We start from the raw sequence: 25,670 nt of genomic DNA on the forward strand, positions 1-25,670 counted from the left end.
CGAGCCGTTCACGGCATTAATAACGACCGAAGCCGAGGTCGCTCGCCCGTTCACTTGCTCCTTCTCGAAACCACGCGGGATTTCCAGTAACACATCCGCCTTTCCCCTTTCGATAACGTCAAGCCCTTCACGATAAGCGGGCGATAATTCGGTCAACTTGAAATAACGGGACGCCTCGATACGATGTACCAACCGTCGCGACGAGGGACTGTGGTCATTGTCGACAACGGCAATACGCAGGTCTTCGATCTCCAACGTTGCCGCCCAAGGCAGCACGAGCATCATCACGCAAGGAAATATCAGGATGAGGCGGGGTAGAAAACTATTCCGCTTCAACTGTTTGAACTCTTTCTCGATAAGGTAACGTAGTATCATTGCATTTCCTCCTTATTCTAAACGATTCTTGAACGAACGGGTGGTAATACCGATCAGTATCACTGCCATAATTAACAGTATGGCGGTTTCCTGCCACACGTAACCGAAGGGGACACCTTCTATCATCAGCTTGCGCACGAGGTCAACATACCAGCGCACCGGGATAAGACAGGCTATACCTTGCAAGATTCCGGGCATACTCTCGATCGGGAAGATGATACCGGACAATATAATGGAAGGAATCATCAGCACCATTCCCGACGCCAGCATAGCGGCTACCTGCGTGCGAGTGATACTGGATATAAGCAAGCCGAGCGACAGCGACACGAAAATAAACAATAGCGACACACCTAACAGGCTGGCAAGACTTCCCGCTATCGGGACATCCAGCACGAAAACGGATAACAGCAAGATCGTTGTCAAGTTCAATATCGAAAGCATGAAGTAGGGTACCACTTTTGAAAGAATGACAAAAAGCGGATTCATGGGTGACACGAGAAGAATTTCCATGGTGCCCGTTTCTTTCTCCCGGACAATCGAGATCGAGGTCATCATGGCACAAATAAGCATCAGAATCAACCCCATCACACCCGGCACGAAATTATAAGCACTGCGCATCTGCGGGTTGAACAGCAACTTGTTATGTATGACGAAAGAGGGTTGTATCATCCCCGTTTGCAAGAGTTCCACCCGCACTCCGGCAATGACACCACCGGCATAACTGCCGCGCATCACCGCCAAGTTAGGGTCAGTGGCATCGACGATAACCTGTATATTTTCGCTATCGAAACGTTGCCGTTGCAATTGGGCGGAAAAAACAACACCCAGTTCAATCTCGTTCCGGCGGAACAACCGATTCAGCTCGTCCGCGGAATGTACCACGTGTTTCACGGTAAAATACTCACTGGCGTCAATCCAGTCGATAATATACCGTGTATCGGCGTCAACCGAGGAAGTAAGGATTCCCGTCTGCACGTTTTTCACCTCGGTAGAGATAGCAAAACCAAAGAGGATAATCTGCACGATAGGCATACCGACAAGAATAAGCATCGTGCGCCTGTCCCGCGAGATATAGTAAAATTCCTTTTTGACAAAAGCGATAAACTGTTTCATAATCACTATATTAATCGGATGAACGGGTTGCATAACGTGCCAACTGGCGGAACACCTCATCCATGTCCTTGGCATGATAACGTGCCTTCAAGGCTTCCGGCGTGTCGAGCGCCTTGATCTGTCCGTCGACCATCATGGAAATACGGTCACAATACTCCGCCTCGTCCATGTAATGCGTGGTGACGAAAATCGTGATACCCCGATCGGCAGCTTGATAGATCAATTCCCAGAACTGCCTGCGCGTGACGGGATCAACCCCACCGGTCGGCTCATCGAGGAACACCACCCGCGGTTCATGAAAGATCGACACGGAGAAAGCCAAGCGCTGTTTCCATCCCAACGGGAGTTGCTTCACCAAGGTTTCCCGCTCCCCGTGCAAACCGATACGCTTTAACATCTGTTCGGTACGAGGTGCTATTTCACCCTCGGGAACCCCGTAAATACCAGCGAAAAGGCGCACGTTCTCCCATACTTTCAAATCCTCGTAAAGGGAAAACTTCTGGCTCATGTAGCCGATATGTTTTTTCACATCTTCGCTTCGCGTACTCACGTCGTACCCCATCACCTCGATTCTCCCTGCCGTGGGCTTGCTCAAACCACAGAGCACACGCATGGCGGTAGTCTTCCCCGCCCCGTTCGCCCCCAGGAAACCGAAGATTTCACCTCGTTTTACCTCGAACGAAATATGGTCTACCGCCGTGAAAGTTCCAAACCGTTTGACCAGTTTCTCCACCCGGATAACAGGCTGTTCTTCCTGCCGGGAAATATCCCGTTCCAGCCCCAGCGGGCAAAGGATAGCTTTAAACTGTTCCAGGATGACTTCCGGCGTGTCGATTCCTTTGATACTTCCTTCCTGTATAAAGGCGATACGGTCGCACAACTTCGCCTCGTCCATAAAAGGCGTCGACACCACTATCGTGACACCCCGCTCCTGCAAGCGGCGGAGCATCTGCCAAAACTCCTTGCGCGACACGGGGTCTACCCCCGTGGTAGGCTCGTCGAGGAAAAGCACGGCGGGGTCATGTATCAACGCGCAACACAAGGCAAGCTTCTGCTTCATCCCGCCCGACAAAGCCCCCGCCCGACGGTCTTTGAAAGGAGCTATCTGGTCGTAAATCTCCTTTATCCGGTCGTAATTGGCTTCAACGGTCGTGTTAAATACCGTGGCGAAAAACGTCAGATTCTCTTCTACCGTCAATTCCGGGTAAAGCGAGAATTTCCCCGGCATATACCCCACGCTCCGCCGGATTGCCCGGTAGTCGCCGACCACGTCACAACCGTTGACACGCCCCTCCCCCTCGTCCGCTAGTAATAAAGTGGTAAGAACACGGAAAAGCGTGGTTTTTCCCGAACCGTCCGGCCCGATAAGCCCGAACACTTCCCCCCGCTTCACGCTGAAGGAAACATCCCGCAGGGCTTCCACTTCACCGTACCGTTTACCGACGTGACTGACTTCTACCAGATATTCCATAATCAGAATTTTACTTCACCGTACATACCGATCTTTATCGTCCCCTCGTTACGAACGGCGATCTTTACCGCGTACACTTGGTTCGCCCGTTCGTCCTTGGTCAATATCGTTTTCGGCGTAAACTCTGCCTCTTCGGCTATCCACGTGACGGTACCCGTGTATTCCTTCCGGTTCTCCCCGCCGAAATCGGCAAAGACTTTCACCTCGTCCCCCAGCTTGACGGTTGAAAGTTGGGCAGAAGTGATATAGGCACGCAAGTACATATTCCCCACATCCGCGATCTTGAAAAGCGGTTTCCCCGTCGTTGCCAATTCGCCCGGCTCGGCGTATTTACTCAACACCGTACCGCTGATAGGCGCGAGAATATGGCATTTCCGTAACTGGTCTTCGACTTGTGCAACTTGAATCGCCACCGAGGAACTCTGCTCGTTCAGGCTTGCCGTGCTGTTTTGTAACGAGGAAACCTGCGCGTCCAATTGCCGTTGCAATACCGAAAGTTGCGAATCCCAATCATCCAACTGCTTTTGATTGGCGGCATTCGCTTTCAACAGGTTCTCCACCCGTGCCCGCTCGCGCTCGGCAGTCGCTATCTGTTCCCTCGTGGCGGCTATCTGCTTCTGAATATCGGGACGCTGTTTCTCGACCGATTTCATACTTGCCAAGAGTTGCAGTTTCTTTAAATAGAGTTGTACCGTATCTATCAAACCCACCTCCGCTCCCCGCGTGAGGCGGGTTCCCTCCTCCGCGTCCAGAAAGAACAACTTGCCGTTAGCTTCCGCCGACACGATGATTTCAGTCGCTTCAAAAGTTCCGGTGGCATCGTATTCCCCGGAAGTACGACAAGCGGATAAGCCTACTAATGTTGCCAATGCAAAAAGATATAATGGTTTCATACACGTCATATTTTTAAATTCTTTATTTTCATTATTCATTCACCAAATGTTTCTGCCGGTACATATCCATGAGTAACTGTATCTCGTGCAACGCTTTATTCCGGCGAGCCATGCTCTCGTTCGTCAATTCGCGCAGCATTTCCGTCACGGTCAACGTCCCGTTCGCCACCTTGGCTTCCGCCGCCTCGCGAATATTCGTCCGCAGACGGATGATCTCGTTATCGTCTTTCATCTGTTGTCGCAAAGCGCTGATATTCCCGTCCTCCTCTGCGACTTGAAGCCGCGTGTTAAAAAGGAACAAATCCCGGTTGCTCTGTACTTGTTGCCGCTCGGTATCCAATTTGCGTTTATCGTTCTTCAGCGTGTACAGGCTACCAAAATTCCAACTCAAACGTGCCCCTACGATATAATAAGGTTCAAAGGAATTCTTCAACATATCCAGCCCCGGATTACCGTAAGCCCCTTGGGCGAAAAGACCGAGCCGGGGATGATACCCCGTCTTCAAGGATTGCCGACGGACATCCAGCGTGTATTCCTGTGCCTCGTACAAACGAAGTTCAGGGCGGTTAATACGTCCCGAGGTATCCAGTGCCGGTGTACCGGGCTTAACGAGTCGGGTACCTGTCGTCAACTCCTCGCCGATCAGCAAGGACAACATACGCGTGTAGGCTTTTCGACTGGCCTCCAACCCGGCACGCCGCTGACGATTATCGAGTATCTCCACCTGCACGGCATCCACGTCGGCATTGTTCGCAATCCCGTTATCCCGATAAGCCATGATATTCTTCAAATTACGTTGCAAATCCTCGTTCAGCAAGGTATTCTGCTCCAACTGCTCGTCCAGCAACAAAATAGCGAAATACACTTGGTTGACCCGTTCATTCAAGTCGTACATACTCACGTCCAACTGACTCTTTGCCTCGTTTGACGATGCCTCGGTCTGCCGCTTCCGGTGGTGGATAAGCCCTCCGTCCCAGATGTTCTGTTTCACCTCGACCATTATCTGATACTGATCTTTCGGCAAAGACTTTATAGAAACCCCGGGTAAATCGACAGGCAATTCAGTAACATCACTCTGGTAAGAAACTTTGCCACTAAGGGTTACTTGAGGCAAATTCCCTTTCGCGACATTTGCCAGACTGTAATTTTCGGACAACTCGATCAACTTGTACTGGCGGGCAAGCGGGTAGTTGACCTGAGCCTTCCGCCGGCACTCGTCGAGAGTCAGTTGCCCGAAAACATTCGTTCCCCAACCGACAAACAGTGCAAGAAAAAACACACGTATCATGTTATATTTATTTAAAATTATTTCTACGACAAAGATATATACTCTATATCCGATTCTAAGGTTCTGTTCATCTCGAATAATGTTCTATTTGTTCGATTTTCCATTAATTTCAGGGTATACTAGAACAAAATATTATCTTTGCGGGAAATATTCTCTAAACTATGAAAGCAAAAGGATTGCTGGCACTCGCCTTAAAACAGGTGCATGAATTCCCGATTGAACCTTGTAACGTATCTCGTTTCATTTCCGGAGAATTCGGACTCGTGCGCTCGATCACCGGTTTGAAAGGTCTGGAAGGCACGCTTATCGTTCCCGGACAACCGTACAGGCTGACGGAAGGACGTATCGTGCACCTCCGTTCCGGTCATGTCCGCGTGTATGCCAACCTGCGGGAAGTCATGCTAGAGGCACATCAACTGGTGGTCGCTTCACCCGGCACGGTACTTCAATTCAGCGACCTCTCGCCGGACTGCGACCTGTCTATGCTGGGATTCGCCAATAGCTACATGGAAGGATGGCAAAAAGAAGAACTGTTGACGAGTTATTTACACGGGCGGCTTTACCTTCGCCTGCCTCTGGAAGCAACCGACGAACAACGACTGGAAAACATATTCTCACTACTATGGGATGTCGTGCATGACACCCCTTTCCCGAAAAAGATCGTCCAAAGCCTTATATCGACCCTGTTTCACCAAATTACTTATTTCCAAGAAAAAAACCGTTCCGCCGATCAACATAAATGCACACGTCAAGAAGAAGTGTTCAACCGATTTCTCGATCTCGTGAACAAGCACGCCGTCAGCGAGCGCAACGTGGCGTTCTATGCCGACCACCTGTACCTCACGCCGCGTTACTTGAGCACGTTGATCCGCCAAGCGAGCAACCGCACGATCATGGAATGGATAAATGAAGCTATCATCCAAGAGGCAAAACTAATGTTGCGCCATAGTGATAACCCCGTGTACCAGATAGCCAACGACTTGAACTTCCCAAACGCCTCGTTTTTCTGCAAATTCTTCCGGCGTATGGTGGGAAAAACGCCCCTAGAATACCGGACGGAGGTATAATACCCTCGTCATCCTCCAAGAAGACCAAATTTTCCATCTCTCCTCACCCCTTACCACACGGGCGATACAGTACTGTCCCCCCCCTCGTTAACCTGCCCTTGAATTGCCGCTAACCCGACAAGGCGGCTTAACGGCATGATAACAGCACCTTCCCGGCATTTCCCCGGGAAGACAACTCGGAATTCTCGGCGAACGATTATTTCACGTGCGAGATCATTTCAATTTTTCCACGGGAATACATTTCAGACAATACCCATTCTTCCACCTCAAGGCAAAAATACCTCGATGAATATTACCGGGGTTCCCTATAATTACAGAAGAATTATAATCCAGCGATATCCTCCAAGATCAAGCCTGTGGCTTTAGCAATAACCTCCGGGGCAATTCCAAGAGATTTCATATTCCTGACAATCTCTTGCTTTTCCTCTTTGCGTCCTTCGGTCAGTCCTTTTTCACGCCCCTCTGCAAGCCCTTTCTCTATTCCTTCAGCAAGTCCTTTCTCTAATCCAGCGGCTATTCCTCTTTGTTCCGCACTATAAAACAGCGTTTTCTCCACGCTGATAATATCCCAGAATTTTTCGTAACCTAATAACTGCGCCGGGGTAAACGCTGACTTTTCCAGCGCATCCACCGCTTTTTTCACTTCCGGATTTTCCAGAAGTTCCGCAGGCACTTCAAGAGTTTGCTCGTCAATCTCTGTCAGATAACGCAACCAAAGCACCTGCATCTTTTTTTCGGCGTATGAATGAGGGGTAAATTTAGGCAATTCCACGAAAATAAGCTGTAGCCCGTCGATCACCTTATTGGAATTTTCAACATGAACCATCTTGTAATGGTGATAATACCCTTCCAAGTCCGGCTCAAAAATTTCATTTACCAGATTCAATGAATACACGGGTTGCAATAAATGATAGTTCTCACCACTATCCATTTGTCGCACGTAAGCCTTTGAAGCATTAAACAACACCCGCAACTTGAACTCGGGAGACCAAATCATCTGCATTTCCACGATAAACTGCCGTCCCTGCTGATCCTTGCAACGTACATCCACGATACTGTTCTTACGCAAAGGATTCTCCGGCACCATCTCCGCGGGCAAATACTCGATATCGGTAATATCTTGACCGGGAGCAAGCGGAAGCAAAGCGTTGAGTAAACTCATCACCAAATCGGGATGCTCGCCGAACACCCGTTTAAAAGTCAGGTCTGCCTTAGGATTCAAGTATCTCATAACGAATCTGTTTTTATTATCCAATAGAACAAAGATAACAATTTTTACAGACTTCCGGTTGAATCATCACAAAATCTTATTCCGGCAGTATCTCGATCCAATACCCGTCAGGATCAGCAATAAAATAAAGCCCCATATCAGTATTCTCGTAGCACACGCAATCCATTTGCTTGTGGTACGCCCGTACTTCATCATAATCGCCGGGAACACGCATACAAAGGTGAAATTCCCCCTCTCCCAAGTCGTAGGGTTCTTTCCGATCCCGCATCCACGTCAATTCCAACAGGAACCCGGTCTTTTCCTCACCCATATACACTAAAATAAAGGAACCGTCTTTGGCTTCCATCCGGCGGACTTCCTTTAATCCCAAGGCTTTCTCGTAAAAACGAATGCTTCTGTTCAAATCAAGCACGTTAAAATTGAAATGGTCAAATCGACTTTTAATCTCCATAGCACAACAATTTTAAATTTAAAAATTCATACAATCACAGAATCGGCAATCGTAAATCGCCCAATCTTAAATCATAAACTCCTCTCCTTTATACTCCAAACTCACGAAACGAACGCCTCGTTCCCCGGCATATTCCCGGAAAGCATTCGCTTTATCGTAAACGTCGTCAAAATGCATCGGAACAAACGTTCCCACGCGGAACCGATCTATAAATTGCTTCGCCCCCAACATATAGTCCTCCCCCAAACGGGGATCGACAGGAAACATAACCAAATCCATGCTATCCGTTCTCCGCACGAGCGTATCGAGTTCAGCCAGATACGCACTTTCCGCTTCCCGCACCTCTTCCCCGGTCGCCTCTTCTTTCCAATGCCAATTATTCAAATCCCCGGCATGAAAAACCGTCTTCCCGCGTAAGCGCAGCAAGAATGAAATCCCGGCATCCGTGGAACCGAACGCCTCTATTTCCAGTATCCCGTCTGTCCACACGTTACCCTTCTCGATATAACAGGCATCCCATAAACCGACATGTCCCACTTCAAGAATATCTTTAGAGAAAATATATTGAATATCAGGTCGTGAATGTTTCCAAGTCAACACATCCGGGTTAAAATGATCGGCATGAACATGGGATGCCAAAACATAGAGTTTACCCGGACGTCCCAACAACTCCCCGTGCACGACACCCGTCAACGGCGGATTTGCCGAATCCTTATAATAATCGATAATCACGGTAACACCCTCGTCCAAAAGGGCAAACCCGCTATGATAGATATAAATTCCTTTCATACAAATCCTCTTTTTCCCGTGTATACGTCACGCCCCTTACGCAGGTTTGCTCTTTCTAAAGATCAGATGCTCCAGAATCAACACGGACACGACTCCCATCACGAAACCGTTTCCCACGATCGGGCGAAACAAAGAAGGTATAAGATTCACCACTTCCGAGGGAGCGAAAGACAGCAACAACGCCACCATCAGGGGCAAGCCGACTACCACGCCGCTATCGAAATCCGTGATCGCCCGTTCACGTACCAACATTTGCATCCCCGCCGCCAACTGCGTCGCCATCAAGTAAAGCAATATCGCCCCCATGACCACCCCCGGCAACGTTACCAACAACCCGACCACAGCCGGGAAAAAAGCACACGCTATCAAACCGATACCCGCCGGAATCAAGGTATAGCGAGAGGCACACCCCGTGGCAGCGATCACTCCCGGGCTCATGGAATAATCCACGGGACCGATCACCCCGAACAATCCCGACAACACGTTAGTGAGCCCGACAACCCCCACGCCCCGGGTTGTACGTTTATTCAGGTTATCGGCTTGCAACATATATCCCACGGCTTGAATTGAACCCAACTCGTTCACGATAAGTGCCACGTAACAGAACAAAAACGAAAATATCGTCCCCGCCTCGAAATCCAGTGAAAAATTAAACAGAGATACTTGGCTTTCTGCCCCCGTCGAGGGTAACACGGGAAAACCATTCACCAGATAATACACCAGCGCCCCTCCGGCTATCCCCCACAACACCGTGGTAGACTTCCATATCCCCCGTAAAAACTTATTCCCGATAACCAACGCAAACACGATGAGCAACGTGAAAAACAAATTGAACAACCCGTGCGCCGTATCTCCCATGACAAGGTTCAAAATAACGGGAGTCAACGTGAAAGCAATCAATATCAGAATGACCGTGACAACGCGAGGCGTGAAAATAAACTGTAATTTTCCCAACCAACCACTGTACGCCAATACCGTCAACACCAGTCCCCCGACCAGAATCCCCGTGTATATGGCGGAAATTCCCGCTGAAACAGTAGCAAGAATCCCAATCAACAACACGGATGCCGGACCGATAACCAACGGCAACCGATGCCCCCACAACACTTGCACGACCATCGCCACGCCCATGATCCCGAACAACTTTTGCAGGTAGAAAGTCTGTTCCGCCACGTCCGTGTAATGCAGCTTCGAAACGATAATTCCCATGATCACCACGCAAGGCAGAGAAACGATCCACCATTGCAACCCGTACATCAACATGGGCAACAGCCCCGGTTTATCATTCAATTCGTATTTCATCTCATCTCGTATTTACACGTGTAAAAATAGTACATTACAAGAGATTTTACACCTTTCACGAAAAAAAGATGACTTATTTTAAAATATTCTTTCCTCTCGTTCGTCTATAACAATAGAAAGGATTGCAATCCGAGAGTAACTATAAAAAAAGAAACGAACATGAGAAACCATAATAAAGTAATAATCCGGGAAGTAAGGGCGGTGATACCGTTTATCGTCACGCTTGGCGTCATCGCCCTACTCACTTTATCCGTCCACTTTTTACAGGACTTCACGAAAATATATTACATTTATACAACCTATTAAATCGAATACCATGAAAAACAATAAACACAGAAAAGGCTTACACGTGCTGTTTATGCTCTTTGCCCTCGCCGCTATTCCGGCCATCATCATGCTGCTGTGGAACTGGCTGATTCCCTCTATCATCGGTTGGTCTGCCATCAGCTACTGGCAAGCCCTCGGACTCTTCATCCTGAGCAGGCTATTTTTCGGGGGCTTCGGTCGTCACGGTTTCGGGCACCACGGATTCGGGATGCCGCACGGCGAGCATCCTCATCTTTTCCGGGAAAAATTCAAAAACATGTCACCGGAAGAACGCAAGGATTTCATCCGTCAACGTTTCGAGGAACATCATGAATTATTCAATGACCGCTTTTTCGGCAAAAAAGAACAAACCGGCGGGCAAGAACAAGTTTGAACAGATATATACCCTTTTCCGAAATGGACATATCGACAATCTTCAAGAAACACCAGTCGCAACTAAAAGGTTTCATAGCCAAACGGGTTTCCGGCAAAGAAGACCGAGAAGATATCTTGCAGGACGTGTTCTACAAACTCCTTCAAACAGACCCCGTGGCTCATCCCATCGAGCAGATTTCGTCGTGGCTGTACTCCGTCACCCGCAACCTAATCATCGACAGGAGCCGAAAATACAAGGAAGAAAAACTGACAACCCCAGACGGGGAATACGAAGAACACTTACTATTAAAAGAGGTATCCGAATACCTGTTCAATTCGGATACCTCTCCCGAGAAAGAATACACCCGCACCCTCGTGTGGGAGGAGCTGGACAAGGCTTTGGCGGAACTCCCCGAGGAACAACGCACCGTATTCGAACTAACCGAACTACAAGGCTTTTCCTTTAAAGAAATCTCTGCGTCGACCGGAATCCCGGTCAACACTCTCATATCCCGAAAAAGATACGCCGTACTCTACCTGCGGGACAACCTGTACGAACTATACAAAGAGTTGTTGAACGACTAAAGCGACAAAAGCTATGAATCTTCCGCAAAAAGATGTATGTTTGTCAAACAAGTATTGACAAACATTCACGATATATGAGTACGGCAGAAAACAAGAACGAAGTGTTCAAACAAAATTTAGATACAAAAGGAGAATTTCAGCACATATTCCAAATCCATCTGTTATTCAAGGAGAGGGAAAATCGTCCGCAAGGCAAAGTAATACAAGAAGCTTTAAATGCCCGCTTCGGGAAAACAGACATCGTGGCAGACGTGAAAGAATCATTATCGACTTTCGCCGTGTGGAAATTCCTTGTAGAATACAAGGACAATCAGAAAGTACCCGCGCAAGTACTCATGTCCGACTTTGAAAATTTCGACGCAGGCACGATCGACCAGATGCAACGCAGTCAATTATGGGATTGCCCGAACAACGAAGAAATACTGGCGACCTGCAAATACAAACTCATGCTTTCTGACTTCCTCGCCTCGGGGCTGGAATATAAAGAACGCTGCGAACTATTGACAGGCTGGCTAGAAACAACGCTTGAACTATTTCCGGATTGTATCGCCGTATGGGTTCCTTCAAGCGGCAAACTACTCACCCGGGAACAAGTGCTGGATAACCCGTGGAACGAAGAGTGTCGGTTTCTCCATTTCGGGATAAATGTCCGGTTCTTCAACATTCAGGGAACAAACGATATGTTGGTCGACTCGCTCGGCTTGTATGCCATCGGTCTTCCCGACGTTCAATACCATTTCCATGAACTTGACCCCAATGCCGTGGTAGACCACGCCTATAACGTGGCCGCTTACATCTTTACCAAAAACAACCCGATCCAAGACGATGAAACGATAGCCGGACTCAACGAGCAAAAAATGGATGCTGAAATCCGATGGAAATGCCAACATGAATCGGCATTAATCCAACCCGAACGGGAAGTCATGGATATATGCCCGGGCGAATATGCCTCGGGAGGCAGAGAATAACCCAACATTTACCGACAACACACGTAAAAAGACTCACGAACAACAAAAACACGAACAAATGAAAGTAATCGCAATTAACGGGAGTCCGCACCCGCAAGGCAACACGTTTCAAGCCCTGAAAGTCATCGGGGAGGAACTAAAGAAAGAAAACATCGAATTTGAAATACTTCAAGTCGGAAGCCAGAAGATACACGGTTGCATGGGATGCAATATGTGCTTCAAGAATCATAACGAACGATGCGTCATTACCACAGACACGCTCAACGACTTGCTACAAAAGATAAAAGATGTCGACGGGCTGATTCTCGGTTCTCCCGTTCATTATTCTGGTATCGCCGGAACAATGAAATGCTTCCTCGACCGCGCCTTTTACGTTGCCGGGGCAAACGGTAATTGGTTCCGCCATAAAGTAGGGGCTGCCATCGTTGCCGTTCGCCGTTCGGGCGGTTCTGCCACGCTGGACGGGCTGAATCATTACCTCACGTATTCCGAAATGCTCGTGCCGACCTCCAATTACTGGAATATTATCCACGGGTTGAAAGCCGGAGAAATCATTCAAGACAACGAAGGGCTACAAATCATGCGAACACTGGGGAAAAATATGGCTTGGTTGATGAAAATGAAAGAACAGACGAAAGACACGCTCACTCCACCCGAAGGGGAGAGTAAAATTATGACTAATTTCATCCGCTAAAAAGAATAGAGAGTAACTAGCTCTCCCTCTGTTTATAGAGGAGGAGTTGAAATAGTAATTTTACTACATGCTCATCAGTGCCAGCAGAAGAACAGACATCCCCTCTTTTTACTCGGAATGGTTCATCAACCGGGTAAAGGAAGGGTACATACTCGTTCCAAACCCTTTTAACCCGAAACAGATCAGCCAAGTACGGCTCACGCCGGATGTCGTCGACTGTATGGTTTTCTGGACGAAGAATGCCGTCCCGATGCTCGATAAACTGGACGCCTTAAAGGATTTCAAGTATTATTTCCAATTCACGCTCAACCCTTACGGGAAAGAGATTGAAGGAAACCTTCCCACCTTGGAACGGAGAATCGACACGTTCAAACGCCTTGCCGAAAAGATCGGCAAAGAAAAAGTGATATGGCGGTACGATCCCATATTGACGAACTCCAAGTATAACACGCGATTCCACGAAGAAGCATTCGCATTTATCGCCTCGCGACTGAAAGACCACACGGAAAGATGCATGCTCGGCTTTATCGATCACTACACCCACGTCCGGCAAGCCGTCACGCGACATAACATTCACCCCCTATCCATGGAAGAAATCCGGGAAATGGCAGCCTCTTTCGTGCAGACAATCCCCGACACGATACACCTCGACACGTGTACCGTGAAAGTCGATCTTCGGGACATGGGCATTCCCGCCGGAATGTGCATCGACAAAGAACTGATAGAAAGGATTATCGGTTACCCGATCACGGCAAGAAAGGACAAGAATCAACGGGATATATGCCAATGTATCGAGAGCATTGACATCGGCACATATGACTCCTGCCTCAACGGTTGCATATACTGTTACGCCAACACGGGCAAAGGGAAACTGTCACGCAACACGGAACGGCACGACAAACATTCGCCCAAACTCGTCGGACACGTTCTGGAAGACGACGTGATAAAAGAGCGGGAAATGAAAAGCCTGCGAAGCGACCCCACGTTATTTTAACGCCTCTCTTCAAATCCGGTCACAATCCCGACACCCCTTCCCCAGCACGGGCGAAACACTCGTTTCCGCGTTATATTTCCATTTTATTACAGTTTTAGCTTGCAACGAACCTAAATTCTGCGTATATTTGTAACACTAAAAATTATTTGATGTTTAATAGTTTATTTATTATTTCGGATTTGGTATTGTAAACAATCTGTATTTCCCGTACAGGTTGTCCCCTTCGTTTATTCTCGAGTAATTCCATTCGAGTATATTATCTATTGTATTAATTAAGTTTTTAACCCGTATACAATAATGACAGCATTAATTATGCTTTCGCTTGTATACCGTATACGTTAAGAAAATGAGTAACGAAAATAAAACAATTCACGAATTCGATTTCAATTTAATCTGCGAATATTTCCTAAGTACAGAACGTCAAGGACCCGGAAGTCCCGAAGCAACCCTTAAAGCGCTGGGCTTTATAGACAATCTTTCCGACCAATCCCGCATCGCCGATTTGGGTTGCGGCACGGGTGGTCAGACAATGGTATTGGCTCAGCACGCCCCGGGACACATTACAGGTCTTGACTTCTTCCCGGGATTCATTGACCGGTTCAACCATAACGCCGGAAAATTGAATCTTCAGCATCGAGTAAAAGGAATCGTCGGCTCGATGGACAACCTTCCTTTCAGAGAGGAAGAACTGGACTTAATCTGGTCGGAAGGAGCTATCTATAACATCGGGTTTGAACGAGGACTGAACGAGTGGCGCAAATATTTGAAAACAGGGGGATACATCGCCGTTTCCGAAAGCGCATGGTTTACCGAAGAACGCCCGGCAGAAATTCACGATTTCTGGATGGAAGCCTACCCGGAGATAGACACGATACCCAATCAAGTAGCCCGAATACAGAAAGCCGGGTATCTTCTCGTCGCCTCCTTCATTCTGCCTACAACTTGCTGGACAGATCATTATTATGCCCCACTGGTAAAAGCAAGAGAAAAATTCACGGCCAAATACCCGGGAAATAAAACCGCCGAAGAACTCATCTCCTCCTCGCGCCACGAAGAGGAACTATACCGCAAGTATAAAGAATTCTACGGTTATGTATTTTACATCGCGAAAAAAATAAAACAATGAATAATCTAAATACTTACGCCACTCTGCCACGCGGGCGAGTGGCTATCGTACACCGCACTTGTTATGAAGTGATTTCCGAAAACGGGATGTTCCAATGTGAACTAACGGGAAACATGATGTTCGGCAAATCGGACTTTGAACTGCCTTGCACGGGTGATTGGGTAATTTTCCAACCGTTCGATGAAAACAAAGGAATAATCGTCGATATGTTACCCCGCGAACGAACTCTGTATCGCAAGAAAGTCGGGACAGTCGCCGACAAACAAGCCATTGCCGCACATGTTGACAAGGCATTTATCGTGCAGAGTCTTGACGATAACTTCAACCTCCGCAGGGTTGAACGCTTCATGATTCAAATACTGGAAGAAAACATCAAACCCGTGCTGGTACTCAACAAAGCCGATTTAGGTTTTGACAGACGGGAAGTGAAAGAAGCGTTGAAGCACAGCGCCTGCCGGATGCCCGTGTTTTTCACGAGCATTCATCATCCCGAAACTATACTCCGGTTACGGGAATCCATAAAGGAAGGCGAAACAGTGGTATTTGTCGGCTCTTCGGGAGTCGGGAAAAGTTCCTTGATTAACGCCCTTAGCGAGAAATCGGTATTGCTCACGTCCGACGTAAGCCAATCCACCGGAAAAGGACGCCACACGTCCACACGCCGAGAAATGCTATTGCTGGACGGCTCGGGCATACTGATTGACACACCCGGCGTTCGGGAATTCGGGTTAGCAATTGACAATCCCGATTCTTTAGCGGAAATGCTGGACATTTCGGACTATGCCGAATCGTGTCGTTTCAAGGATTGCACGCACACGAATGAACCCGGCTGCGCAGTTCTGGAAGCAATAAACAACGGTATATTAGATATCGAGGTATACAAAAGCTACATGAAACTCCGGCGAGAAGCATGGCATTTCTCTACTTCCGAGCACGAAAAGCGTAAAAAAGACAAAACCTTTTCAAAACTCGTGGACGAGGTAAAGAAGCGGAAAGAGAATCGCTGATCTCGGCTTCAAGAGGTTGCCCCGAAAGTCCCGTTTGTACCCCGGGAGCAAAGCGAAAGCTCTCCTAAAAGCCACTATTGGCAAGAGATCTTTCGCTTCACCCGGGAACACGGAAATAAATGAACGGACTTGACGGGCAACCTTACTTGCCTATATTTATCAGGAATCGAACCGTTTCCGGATCATAATGCGAGAAGAACAGACTTTCACCCTTGTCCAACAACCCGATAGCCGTCATATCCTCCCCTGTCAACTCGAAATCGAACACGTTGAAATTCTCCTCCATTCTTTCCCGGTGAGTGGACTTCGGGATCACGATAATACCACGCTGTATCAAAAATCGCAAAGCAACCTGTGCCACCGACTTGCCGTACTTGGCTCCGATCGTTCCCAACGTTTCGTTCGTGAAAAAATCATTCCGCCCCTCGGCAAACGGTCCCCACGACATCACCCGTGTCCCGTACTCCTTCATAATCTCCAATAGCTTCACCTGTTGATTGAACACGTGCGTTTCCACTTGATTCACGACAGGCTTAACCTCAAAGAACTCCGCCAAATCAACAAACCGATCAGGATAGAAATTGCTGACGCCAATGGCTCGTGTTTTTCCCGCTTTATAAGCTTCCTCCATAGCCCGGTAAGTTCCATAATAATCCCCGAACGGCTGATGAATCAGCAACAAGTCTACATAATCCGTCCGCAGCTTCCGCAAAGACTCGTCAATAGATGCCTTCGCCCTCTCGTACCCGGAGTTCGAAATCCATACTTTCGTGGTAATAAACAGCTCTTCACGGGGCACGCCACATGCACGAATGGCATTCCCCACTCCCTCCTCGTTATAGTAAGCCTGTGCCGTATCAATAGAACGGTACCCTGCGGCGATAGCATCCGACACACAACGCTCGCACTCCTCCGGGGTCACTTGATAAACCCCGTAACCCAAGATCGGCATTTCCACGCCATTGTTCAGTTTCACGTATTCCATAATTGTACCTGTTTAATGATTAATAAAATATTACCGGTTACAAAGGTAACCCGTCACATGCGAAAAGCCGGTATACCGATTACTTGTTTTGTAACCATTATTACAGATCTCCGCCGTTTCACTAGGGCATTGCTATACATTTGACTAAAAGGCTTTTCGCCCTTTTAGTTAAAAGTTTATAAAGTCTATAAAGTTCATAAGGTTTATGGACCCTAGCGGGCGCTTTGTCCACGGCAGCATGGCTGCCGGTAAACCTTGTCCGAAGGACGCCCGTTACTTTATGAACTTTATAAACTTTAGGAGCGAAAAGCTCATTATGAACCGGACGAAAAGCGTCTTGACGCATTTGCCCTGTGTTTGCCCTGCAATCAATCCATCATATTTTGGAAAAAGAATTATCTTTATCGCTGAACAAGAAATGAAGCCGCCCCCGGGAGAGGGGCAGCTTCTGGAATGGACTTAAAGCGAGAAGGAGCTAAAATTTCCCTCGCCATTAAGTTTCTTGACAGGGGGAGCGCGGGTTCCCCCTCTGTTTTTGATCTAATTTTTTGTAAACTACCAATTATTATAATCATCAGATCAAGTTGTCCTAAGTTCAAATACCCGCGATCAAGTATATAACTCATCCATCACATTTCTAAAGAAAACAGCCGGGTTGTAACTAATGTGTAAAAGAGGAAGGCGTATCCCCTCGTGTGCGTTTCCGGCTGCTTTCAGGTTAGCACCGGAATAAAAATCCCGGCGCTGTATATCAGCAATCCGGGAGATTTATAAAATCGGATCGGACTGCTCTTCGCAGCAGAGGTCTAGCAAACCTTGGAAACGAAAAGCAAGCCTCGACCCGACTATATATATACTATACGTAATCGAGTGCGAAGGCGTTGCAATCACCGTGTTCCATAAGAAGTTGCTAGTTTCTGCTCACAGTGCATAATTGCACGCTATCAACATAACGGAACGCGTAGCGTTCCTTATTGCAAAGATGGAAAATAATTATCTCATAAACAAAAAAATGTCTAAAAATATTTTCAACCTGATGCAATATAGCGTGCTTCTAGTCATTATTCCACGATAACCGTGAAGGCTGAATCAATCATGTAGTCATGATCTTGGTTCTTGATCTTGACGCTTAAAACATACCGCCCGTTTGGAACTGTATGATTACACGGGAGTTCAATCACCCCCGTGGGCTTTATCGTGAATTGATTCATGATTTCCGGTTGTTCCCCGTTAATGCTCCATATCTGAAAGTAAATAGGTAATGTACCTTCCACGCCGTCCATCGCGTTCGATTGCCACGGTATTTTATGCTCGATTTGATACGCGTCCTCTTCCTCGTCCAATTTTGCTTTCACCACGAGCGAATCAGGCGAATACATGGCGTTCGCCACGTTCAAGTACCCGATAGCGATATCCTTTTGACAACCGATAGCCAAAAGAAGAATAAATAATGATAATATAACTGTTTTCATGGTTCTGATTTTATAATTTTGTAAACATACAGGTCGCGTCAAGCGAGTGAACCACCCCGTTGTTCATCTCGATATTGCACGAGGCAACCGTACCTATATAACCTTCCGGGGCTTGAAACGCCAACTTTTCCGCCCCGATGTCAGGAATATCGTAAAAGGAAGAGGTAATCCTGTACACCCTTAAATCTATACCCGACAAGGCTTGCACCATTGTCCCGCCCGTTAGAGTACCTTTCACCTCGTGCTCAAAGTCCTCCAAAAACTTTTTCCCGCGTATCATGTACGAGAAAAGCATTTCACGGCACTCGTCGGCGGGAATATCCGTTATCTTCTCGTACAAACGTTCCCAATCATCACCAAGCGTCTGAAATAGATATTGATTAATTGAATGATTGGTCGGGGCGAAAATAGTAATCTCGTCTTTGTTCGTCCCGTCAAAATATCCTATCATGTTCGCGTGTTTGATCATCACGACAAGGGAATCCCAATTCGCGTGGTCGGTTTGAAAATACTCCCAAACCGTGCAATCGTGCTTTCGCTCGTGTATGCCGAAATCTATATAATTATCTTTATCACAACATACCATTAGCGAGGCAATAGTTAATACAAGTAATACGTTTTTCATAGCTTTGTTATTTATGTGGATAACCGTTTCTTTTCCAGTATGTAGTTTGTATCATGCGGGTGTTGTTGCTAAACGCGATAGAACCGACGGGAAGAAATAAAGCCCCGTCCGCCACGTCTTGATCTGTCAAGGTTTTAAATTTGCCTCTCAGTTTCTCCCGGAACATACCGTTTCTCACCATGTCGAAATACCTCGTGTTAATACCTTCAAGAAACAATTCCCTGTCCCTCTCGTCTTGAATGGCTTCTCTCAGGCTGCCTTCGCTTTCATCGTAAACGCTGGTATTGGCTCTTTGACGAATAACATTCAAATCCGCCTCCGCGCCTATTCTGTCACCCGTTTTTTCTTTCAATTCCGCACGCAACAAAATAATGTCGGCAAGACGAATGATGATCTCGTTATCGAGATAACTTTTTATACGCCCCACCTGTATCCCGTCGGTATGCGTGGTATAATGCCGCAACTTTTGAATGTATGCCGCCCCTTGCGTGATCGAGGTGCTTTGCGAGTTGTAATAATCCAGTTCATAAAAGTATTCTTTCCGTCGATCGTCGTTCGCGTCCGGGTAAAGCGCGTAAACCGTCGTGTTATTTATTCTTAGATTCCTTCGTTTGGTCTGTGGGGTAGAAAGGGGAACAATCGGGAATGACTGACAAAAACCCGCCAACCGTGAACCGGATGTCACGAAATCGAAATCGGTATCCCTGTAATCCAGTTCAAAAATTCCCTCGCTACTATTGCCAAGCATCACCGTTTCGCAAACGTCATGAATATTTCCCGCCAATTGATAGTACTTGTAAGATAATACCGTGTCGCACTCCGCTAGCGCGAGTTGATTCAGTTCCGGTTCTTTATTCAGTGTCGCTTTCCAAGCGTAAAGATGAGCCAGTATAGCGTGAGCAGTCCCCCGTGAAGCGATTTGTTTGCTCGTGATCGTTTCGCCATTCACGTCTTTTAGCCCGTCCGCATGAGGTAACAACCTTGCCGCTTCCCGTAAATCCGTTATACATTGCCCGGCGATCTCCTGCCACGCCGTCCGTCCTATTTCCCCCGTGTCCTCTGAATTTAAGATCAAGGGTGCATCTCCCCATACACGTAACACGTAAAAGTACATGTAAGCCCTTAACACGAGGGCTTGCCCCATGTAATAATTATACCTTTCTTCCGCGAGGTTCCCCTTTTTTAGATTGTAAATAATTTCATTCGCGAAAGCGATAACCCTGTACTCCGGTTGCCAATCCAAATTGCCGCTAATCATACCCCATGACCGGGAGAGTTCATTGTTACACGGGTTCTGCCAAGAAGCGAGGTTATCAAATATTAGTCCTCGATCCCGGTATTGGACCATAACATTACCCTGTGCGGATCTAAGAAGAGAGTGCATGCCCATCGTGGCGGCTTCAAAATCCCGGTCGGTTTTCCAAAAATTATTGTTCGTGACCGAAATTTCCGGCTCTTCCGTTAAAAAGCTATCGGAACAGGAGTTCAAGATAAACACGAACGGGAAGAATATATAAAGAATTGATTTCATGCTTATAGGTTTAAGGTTAATCCAAATGTTAATCTTGTTGACAAGGGGTAATTTCCAAGCCCGTCAATACCCGTCACGGTATCCACGCTTTCCGGGTCAGCCCCTTTATAATTGGTAATCGTGAAAAGATTTTCACCCGTCGCGAATACCCGTACACCAAACCCGATAAATTTTCTCACGCGTTGGGGTAACGTGTAGCCAATTGTCAGAGTCTTTAGCTTGATATAGCTAACATCTTGAACGTTAGCTTCTATCGCCGTGCCAAAATTATTCAATCCAAACTCCGGTCGGTTCACTGGATAATCGGTGTTATCTCCCGGTTTTTGCCAAAAACTGATATTCTTTATATCGGCGAAAACGGGCTTGGCTATCTCTCCCACGTTTTTACTTGGGATTGTCCCCACGGATGCCCCGGTGCCTTGGTTTAAAATATGTCTTCCAATCACGTAATTGAATAGAAGATTCACGTCAAATCCTTTATAGTTTAACGTGCTAATAATACCGCCTGACGCGAGAGGAAGCGGGGAACCACAGAAAACTCGATCATCGTAATTGATTCGCCCGTCCCCGCTGTTATCAAGTACAACACGATCCCCGGCACGATAGAATTGTTGCCCCGTTCCGAGGGGGGTGTCTTTTCCCGCTATGAAATCACGAGGCACGTCTTTATCGTCTTGATAATATCCCGCGGTTTGATAGGCGTAAATCCCGTTCAGGGGTTTGCCGATGATATTTAGATTATCGGGAGAAGAGTAATTTGTAAAATCTCTCTCGTCTTGGCTTTTTTCCAACCTGTTCCAGTTACGGGCGATGTTAAATTCTAGATTCCAGTTGAAATTTTCACGGCGCAACACGTTCCATTTGACATCCAGTTCCACGCCTTGATTGCTGATACAATAGGCGTTTTGCCATTGTAGGGCATAACCGGAATAGTTCCCCGGTAAAGCAACAATATACAACAATTTATCGGTGTACCTGTAATAATAATCCAGAGTCACGGCAAGACGATGATTAAACAAATCCATGTCGATACCTAAATCGTATTGATCTGTTTTCTCCCATGTCAAACCTTGATTTATTAGTCCCAATCCAAAATCGGGTAGCACGGTCGGGTAGCCGAGAAACGGGTCACTGGCTTCTAGCAGACCTAAAGCGATGTAAGGTTGGTCGAATTGTCGCCCCGATTTACCCCAACTGGCACGTAGTTTGCAATAATCCAACACCCCGCGGCTCCAGTCCATGAATTTTTCATCCGATACAGTCCAACCTAAAGCGATGGACGGGAAACTACCCCAACGTACATTTCTCCCGAATTTGGAACTACCGTCCCGCCTGAACGTGAATAAAAACAGATACTTTTGCAAGTAATTGTAGTTTACCCGCCCGAAAATTCCCATGAGCGTGCTACGTTCCATGCTTGTCATGAAATCTTTCAGTTGCCGCTTGTTCTCGGTATCGTAAGCGTTACCCGCCCACGGTACATACCGGATCAAGTTAGACGGCGCGGCTTTTCCCCACCCGCCTATATCGTCTTTCTGATCCATCTGGTACGATAACCCCGCGAGTAGATCAATGTTGTGTTTGTCACGGAAACCACGCTTGTAAGTGATTAAATTTTCATTCAGAAGCATTTGTGTCCGGTTATGCTGCCCGTTGGAATAAGTTTCGTTATATTCGTCCAAGTTGGACGGCATGAACAGGTTTTGATATTGAAGGGATATATCCGCCGCAACGGAGGATTTTAGCGTCAAACCTTTCACTATCTCGTAACTCAAGTCAAAAGAACCTCTAAGCCGGTAGGCTTCGTTTTTCTCCTTGATCTCGTCATACCGCTTGACTGCTTCTTGAAAAGCTTTCGTGCCGGGACCGGGGAACACGGTAGAATATTCAAGTATTTCCCCGGGGATTTGTTCCAACTCCACCCCCTGACTAAAACCGCTCACGAGCATATCGTATGACGAGCGATCTCGTCCCGTTCGAGCGATATACATCCTGAAATTAGCCTCCAGCTTGTCAAAGGGACGGATGTTGAAATTACCGATCAAATTTACCCGGTTAAAACCCGTGTTCTTTAAAACACCCTTTTCCGTGTAATACCCCAAACCTATGTTATAAGAGAAAGTACTGTATCCTTTGCTTAACTGTATATTCGCGTCCGTGACCTTTCCCGTTCTAAAGTAGTACTTGAAAAGGTTCGTGGAATTGTTATAGAACGGGTTCAAGCTGTCTTGGTAGATCGGCACGTTCGTGCCATAACCTTGATTCCAAAAATAATTGTAATCTAACCCTTCATTATAAGATTCATAATAATTATCAACGTATTGGTACGTGTTTGTTTCGGGATTGTAATACGCTTGCGCGAAATTATTGAGTGCGGCTAAACGAAGTCTTCTTTCCGCCTTTCCTCCCGTTAGTTCGGGAAGCTTGGGGTTGAAAGAATACGTTTGTGACACGTTCACGCTGAATTTAGCACTTTGATTCAAACCTCCCTTTTTTGTTGTCACGAGAATAACTCCATTCGCGGCACGGGAACCGTAAATGGAAGCGGAAGCTGCGTCTTTCAGCACCTGCACGCTTTCAATCGTGGAAGGGTCAATATCCGCCAACGTGTTCGAGCCTGTAATGGGAGAAGTAAATGACAACAAGGGTACACCGTCCACCACCCACAGGGGTTCGCTACCCCGCCGGGTACTCTCGATACTCAAACTGTTAAATCCCCGGATCGTGATTGATGTTCCACCGCCACCCGGTGCCCCCGTCATGTTCGTGACGTTCATCCCTGCCACTCGCCCCTGCAATAAATTCGCGATCGAGGGAGAGGGAATATCTTTAATATCCGAGGCTTTGACGGTTGACATCGCCCCGATCACGTCCCTCTTGTTTTGCGTACCGTAGGCTATCACGGTAACTTCATCCAGTTTAGAAACTTTTTCTTTGAGTGTTACAGTTAGCGTTTGACCGCTCGCGAAGTTTTTCTTCACGCTCTCGTACCCGATAAAAGAGAATACTAGTGTTCCTTTTGCCTTTGGGAGCGTGAACGAGAACGTCCCGTCAACTCTCGTGACCGTACCCACGGATGTACTGTCTAACAAGATAGTGACCCCCGGAAGGGGTATGCCTTTTTCATCTATCACCTTCCCTTTCACGGGATAATTGGGGATTGAATCCCGCGTGTTTCCCGCGAACGTGAAAAAGGGCAAGTTGCTCAGTAACAGTAATGCTATTACAGTTAAAAACAAGTGATGAACTTGCCGACCTTCTCGCGATTTAGGCTTTAATAAAAGCTTTCCCGCGTTAGTTTTTTTCTTCGATTTTTTTTTCATAACTTTGATTGTTAGTTTACTATTAAACAGGTAACTGACGAGAGGATTGTTAAGTTTTTGCGGACGTGACAATCCTCACTTTGTATCTACACGCTATCAACGTGTATTCCTTGGATTATTGGGGTGTTAGTGTTAGATTATATTCCGGTTCTTTATAAAGTCTTCACGGGGGAACATACTTCCCCGTTACAAAAACAGGAAGAAACATTCCAAGAAAATTCAAGGGTGTTTCGAGCATGTAAAAGATTAAAAGGAAGTCATATAAATCCATAGCTTGTCGTTCTTAACATTAAACGTTCACGTGTATGTTTTACACGTGTTATATCACTTAATATTTGACATCTTCGCATTGGACAACCCTCCACGAGATTAATTTGTTTTAGGTAGTTTATAGGTACAAATATAGTAGTCGTTTATGACTAACGCAAATAAACTAATAAAAATATTTCCTTTAGCTTTAATTTTTTTGTTATGAAACTAAAGATGAATAAACTAGAAACGAAATTACAAGCCACGGAGGTTGAAATATATATCATTAACAAGGTAATGGAGTATAGAATCGCTGCTAATTATAGTAAAAGGAAGTTGGCATTAGAATTAAGATTATCGGAAGCTTACATTAGACAAATCGAAAATCCTAATTGTAAAGAAAAATATAATGTCAATTTATTGAACGAGGCGGCGAAAATTTTGGGGTGTCGAATGGCTGATTTCATGCCCGACCCGTTCGTGCAAAGTGATACCATCGAAGATTATATGAATTTGCATCCGGAAATAAAAGCAAAGTATGATAAACTGGAGCAAAAAAGGGACGAGAAAACCCGGGAAAAAATAGAAGAACAAGCAAGAAAAAAGAAAGAAGCTGAAAGAAAGAGAAAGGAAAAAGTTGAGAAGAAAAAGAAATGACAACTTTAGGATAGATGCTTTTCTAACCTGCCAGCAACATTTAAAATTTATCCATGAATAAAACGTGGACGGTTAGCTACCCGCCCACGCACATTTTCCTACACGTCTTCCTTTTTCCTTAGAAATAGTAAAACTTTCTCGTGATTTAATTCCTATCAAGAGGAATTGATAGATTCGAGCAATCTTCTTTGTCCGTGTCAAGGCTCATACTGCCACTTCTGTATTCCCCGTAAGGATCACTGATCGAGATGGTAGTCTTCGAACTACGAGCGGTAAATGAGAAATGCCCGTCACCGTCTGTCTGAACTGTTTGCGTGACTTCTCCTGCAACAATTTCAGAAACCACAATCCCACTGAGCGGCGTCAAATCCTGAGAATCATAAACCGTCCCCGCCACTGTACGAGAGTAAGTCGCCGGGGCTGACGCGTTCGTGAAAGCGAAACATACGCTCACGCACGCTAGCAAACTGATTAAAACTAATCTTTTCATACCTGTTTGTTTTAAGGTTTTATAATTCTAATCTAAAAAGTAGTTTACTCTTTTCACATTAGTTCCCCTAAAGGTATGACATTTTTATCAAAAATCAAAAAACATTCACGCACACACATCCCTATTTAGCCATATTTTAGCAAAGCACCAATCTTGATTCAAACCTAATGACCTAAAAACGGTACCCAACCTGCACGAAACAGGGTATCAAAATACCTTTCACTGTTTTCCTCCTCTGTTCGTGATAAATTACTGCCCTATTCATTTGCCCAATGAAAAACATATATTCTTTGCTTGACAACC

Annotated in this window: 25 protein-coding genes; 10 read left to right on the forward strand and 15 right to left on the reverse strand. The window is 46.5% G+C overall.

Annotated features, from left to right (window positions below; all coding sequences use genetic code 11):
* The 5 genes from Q5866_RS06750 to Q5866_RS06770 form a co-directional block, all read right to left on the reverse strand.
* On the reverse strand, nt 1-372 hold a 372-nt coding region (locus tag Q5866_RS06750), incomplete at its 3' end, for an ABC transporter permease (RefSeq protein ID WP_368502020.1).
* A 15-nt stretch (nt 373-387) separates the two neighbouring features.
* A complete protein-coding gene (locus tag Q5866_RS06755; protein WP_303179650.1) occupies nt 388-1,488 on the reverse strand; it encodes an ABC transporter permease in 1,101 nt (366 codons plus the stop codon).
* Nucleotides 1,489-1,498: 10 nt separating this feature from the next.
* Entirely contained in the window at nt 1,499-2,959 is a 1,461-nt protein-coding gene (locus tag Q5866_RS06760) for an ATP-binding cassette domain-containing protein (protein ID WP_303179652.1), read from the reverse strand.
* A 2-nt stretch (nt 2,960-2,961) separates the two neighbouring features.
* On the reverse strand, nt 2,962-3,852 hold the full coding sequence (locus Q5866_RS06765; RefSeq protein ID WP_303179654.1) for an HlyD family secretion protein: 891 nt from the start codon (nt 3,850-3,852) through the stop codon (nt 2,962-2,964).
* Between the two features lie 31 nt (nt 3,853-3,883).
* The gene (locus Q5866_RS06770; protein ID WP_303179655.1) at nt 3,884-5,140 is read right to left on the reverse strand and encodes a TolC family protein; all 1,257 of its coding nucleotides are present in this window, start codon (nt 5,138-5,140) and stop codon (nt 3,884-3,886) included.
* Between the two features lie 161 nt (nt 5,141-5,301).
* Here Q5866_RS06770 and Q5866_RS06775 point away from each other — a divergent pair, with 161 nt between their 5' ends.
* Complete coding sequence (locus tag Q5866_RS06775) at nt 5,302-6,207, forward strand: AraC family transcriptional regulator (RefSeq protein ID WP_186978430.1); 906 nt, start codon at nt 5,302-5,304, stop codon at nt 6,205-6,207.
* A 322-nt stretch (nt 6,208-6,529) separates the two neighbouring features.
* Here the strand turns inward: Q5866_RS06775 and Q5866_RS06780 are convergent, their stop codons facing one another.
* From Q5866_RS06780 to Q5866_RS06795, 4 genes are all read right to left on the reverse strand, one after another.
* Entirely contained in the window at nt 6,530-7,438 is a 909-nt protein-coding gene (locus tag Q5866_RS06780; protein ID WP_186978431.1) for an Rpn family recombination-promoting nuclease/putative transposase, read from the reverse strand.
* A gap of 76 nt (nt 7,439-7,514) precedes the next feature.
* Nucleotides 7,515-7,889: a VOC family protein gene (locus Q5866_RS06785; protein ID WP_099293854.1), complete on the reverse strand. Its 375-nt coding sequence runs from the start codon at nt 7,887-7,889 to the stop codon at nt 7,515-7,517.
* Between the two features lie 66 nt (nt 7,890-7,955).
* Complete coding sequence (locus tag Q5866_RS06790; protein ID WP_303179658.1) at nt 7,956-8,678, reverse strand: MBL fold metallo-hydrolase; 723 nt, start codon at nt 8,676-8,678, stop codon at nt 7,956-7,958.
* A 36-nt stretch (nt 8,679-8,714) separates the two neighbouring features.
* Nucleotides 8,715-9,980, reverse strand: a complete 1,266-nt coding sequence (locus tag Q5866_RS06795) for a uracil-xanthine permease family protein (RefSeq protein WP_303179660.1) — start codon at nt 9,978-9,980, stop codon at nt 8,715-8,717.
* Between the two features lie 159 nt (nt 9,981-10,139).
* On the opposite strand from Q5866_RS06795, the gene Q5866_RS06800 reads away from it, so the two are divergent.
* The 8 genes from Q5866_RS06800 (at nt 10,140) to rsgA (ending at nt 16,035) form a co-directional block, all read left to right on the forward strand.
* Nucleotides 10,140-10,286 (forward strand): hypothetical protein, encoded by a 147-nt coding sequence (locus Q5866_RS06800; RefSeq protein WP_176555142.1) that lies wholly within the window; start codon nt 10,140-10,142, stop codon nt 10,284-10,286.
* A gap of 52 nt (nt 10,287-10,338) precedes the next feature.
* Entirely contained in the window at nt 10,339-10,680 is a 342-nt protein-coding gene (locus tag Q5866_RS06805; RefSeq protein ID WP_303179663.1) for a hypothetical protein, read from the forward strand.
* Nucleotides 10,681-10,703: 23 nt separating this feature from the next.
* Nucleotides 10,704-11,246, forward strand: a complete 543-nt coding sequence (locus tag Q5866_RS06810) for an RNA polymerase sigma factor (RefSeq protein WP_303179665.1) — start codon at nt 10,704-10,706, stop codon at nt 11,244-11,246.
* 74 nt (nt 11,247-11,320) lie between these two features.
* Nucleotides 11,321-12,214 carry a DUF4261 domain-containing protein gene (locus Q5866_RS06815; RefSeq protein ID WP_303179667.1) on the forward strand — a complete coding sequence of 298 codons (894 nt, stop codon included), beginning with the start codon at nt 11,321-11,323 and terminating at the stop codon, nt 12,212-12,214.
* A 58-nt stretch (nt 12,215-12,272) separates the two neighbouring features.
* The gene (locus Q5866_RS06820; RefSeq protein ID WP_303179669.1) at nt 12,273-12,908 is read left to right on the forward strand and encodes a flavodoxin family protein; all 636 of its coding nucleotides are present in this window, start codon (nt 12,273-12,275) and stop codon (nt 12,906-12,908) included.
* Between the two features lie 67 nt (nt 12,909-12,975).
* Complete coding sequence (locus tag Q5866_RS06825) at nt 12,976-13,902, forward strand: DUF1848 domain-containing protein (RefSeq protein WP_303179670.1); 927 nt, start codon at nt 12,976-12,978, stop codon at nt 13,900-13,902.
* Nucleotides 13,903-14,248: 346 nt separating this feature from the next.
* Entirely contained in the window at nt 14,249-15,028 is a 780-nt protein-coding gene (locus Q5866_RS06830) for a class I SAM-dependent methyltransferase (RefSeq protein ID WP_303179672.1), read from the forward strand.
* A complete protein-coding gene (rsgA, locus tag Q5866_RS06835; RefSeq protein WP_303179674.1) occupies nt 15,025-16,035 on the forward strand; it encodes a ribosome small subunit-dependent GTPase A in 1,011 nt (336 codons plus the stop codon). The genes Q5866_RS06830 and rsgA overlap by 4 nt, the downstream gene beginning before the upstream one ends.
* Nucleotides 16,036-16,177: 142 nt before the next feature.
* On the opposite strand, the gene Q5866_RS06840 is transcribed toward rsgA, so the two are convergent.
* The 5 genes from Q5866_RS06840 to Q5866_RS06860 form a co-directional block, all read right to left on the reverse strand.
* Complete coding sequence (locus Q5866_RS06840; protein WP_292265979.1) at nt 16,178-17,020, reverse strand: aldo/keto reductase; 843 nt, start codon at nt 17,018-17,020, stop codon at nt 16,178-16,180.
* A 1,061-nt stretch (nt 17,021-18,081) separates the two neighbouring features.
* Entirely contained in the window at nt 18,082-18,492 is a 411-nt protein-coding gene (locus tag Q5866_RS06845; protein WP_292265975.1) for a hypothetical protein, read from the reverse strand.
* Nucleotides 18,493-18,502: 10 nt separating this feature from the next.
* Nucleotides 18,503-19,117, reverse strand: a complete 615-nt coding sequence (locus Q5866_RS06850; protein ID WP_303179676.1) for a fasciclin domain-containing protein — start codon at nt 19,115-19,117, stop codon at nt 18,503-18,505.
* 7 nt (nt 19,118-19,124) lie between these two features.
* Nucleotides 19,125-20,648: a RagB/SusD family nutrient uptake outer membrane protein gene (locus Q5866_RS06855; protein WP_303179678.1), complete on the reverse strand. Its 1,524-nt coding sequence runs from the start codon at nt 20,646-20,648 to the stop codon at nt 19,125-19,127.
* 2 nt (nt 20,649-20,650) lie between these two features.
* Complete coding sequence (locus Q5866_RS06860) at nt 20,651-23,971, reverse strand: SusC/RagA family TonB-linked outer membrane protein (protein ID WP_303179680.1); 3,321 nt, start codon at nt 23,969-23,971, stop codon at nt 20,651-20,653.
* Nucleotides 23,972-24,442: 471 nt separating this feature from the next.
* Here Q5866_RS06860 and Q5866_RS06865 point away from each other — a divergent pair, with 471 nt between their 5' ends.
* Nucleotides 24,443-24,877: an XRE family transcriptional regulator gene (locus Q5866_RS06865; RefSeq protein ID WP_303179681.1), complete on the forward strand. Its 435-nt coding sequence runs from the start codon at nt 24,443-24,445 to the stop codon at nt 24,875-24,877.
* Between the two features lie 145 nt (nt 24,878-25,022).
* Here the strand turns inward: Q5866_RS06865 and Q5866_RS06870 are convergent, their stop codons facing one another.
* Nucleotides 25,023-25,367 (reverse strand): hypothetical protein, encoded by a 345-nt coding sequence (locus tag Q5866_RS06870; RefSeq protein ID WP_303179683.1) that lies wholly within the window; start codon nt 25,365-25,367, stop codon nt 25,023-25,025.
* Nucleotides 25,368-25,670: the final 303 nt, after the last annotated feature.

This window comes from uncultured Butyricimonas sp. (assembly GCF_959596855.1).
Classification (GTDB): domain Bacteria; phylum Bacteroidota; class Bacteroidia; order Bacteroidales; family Marinifilaceae; genus Butyricimonas; species Butyricimonas muris.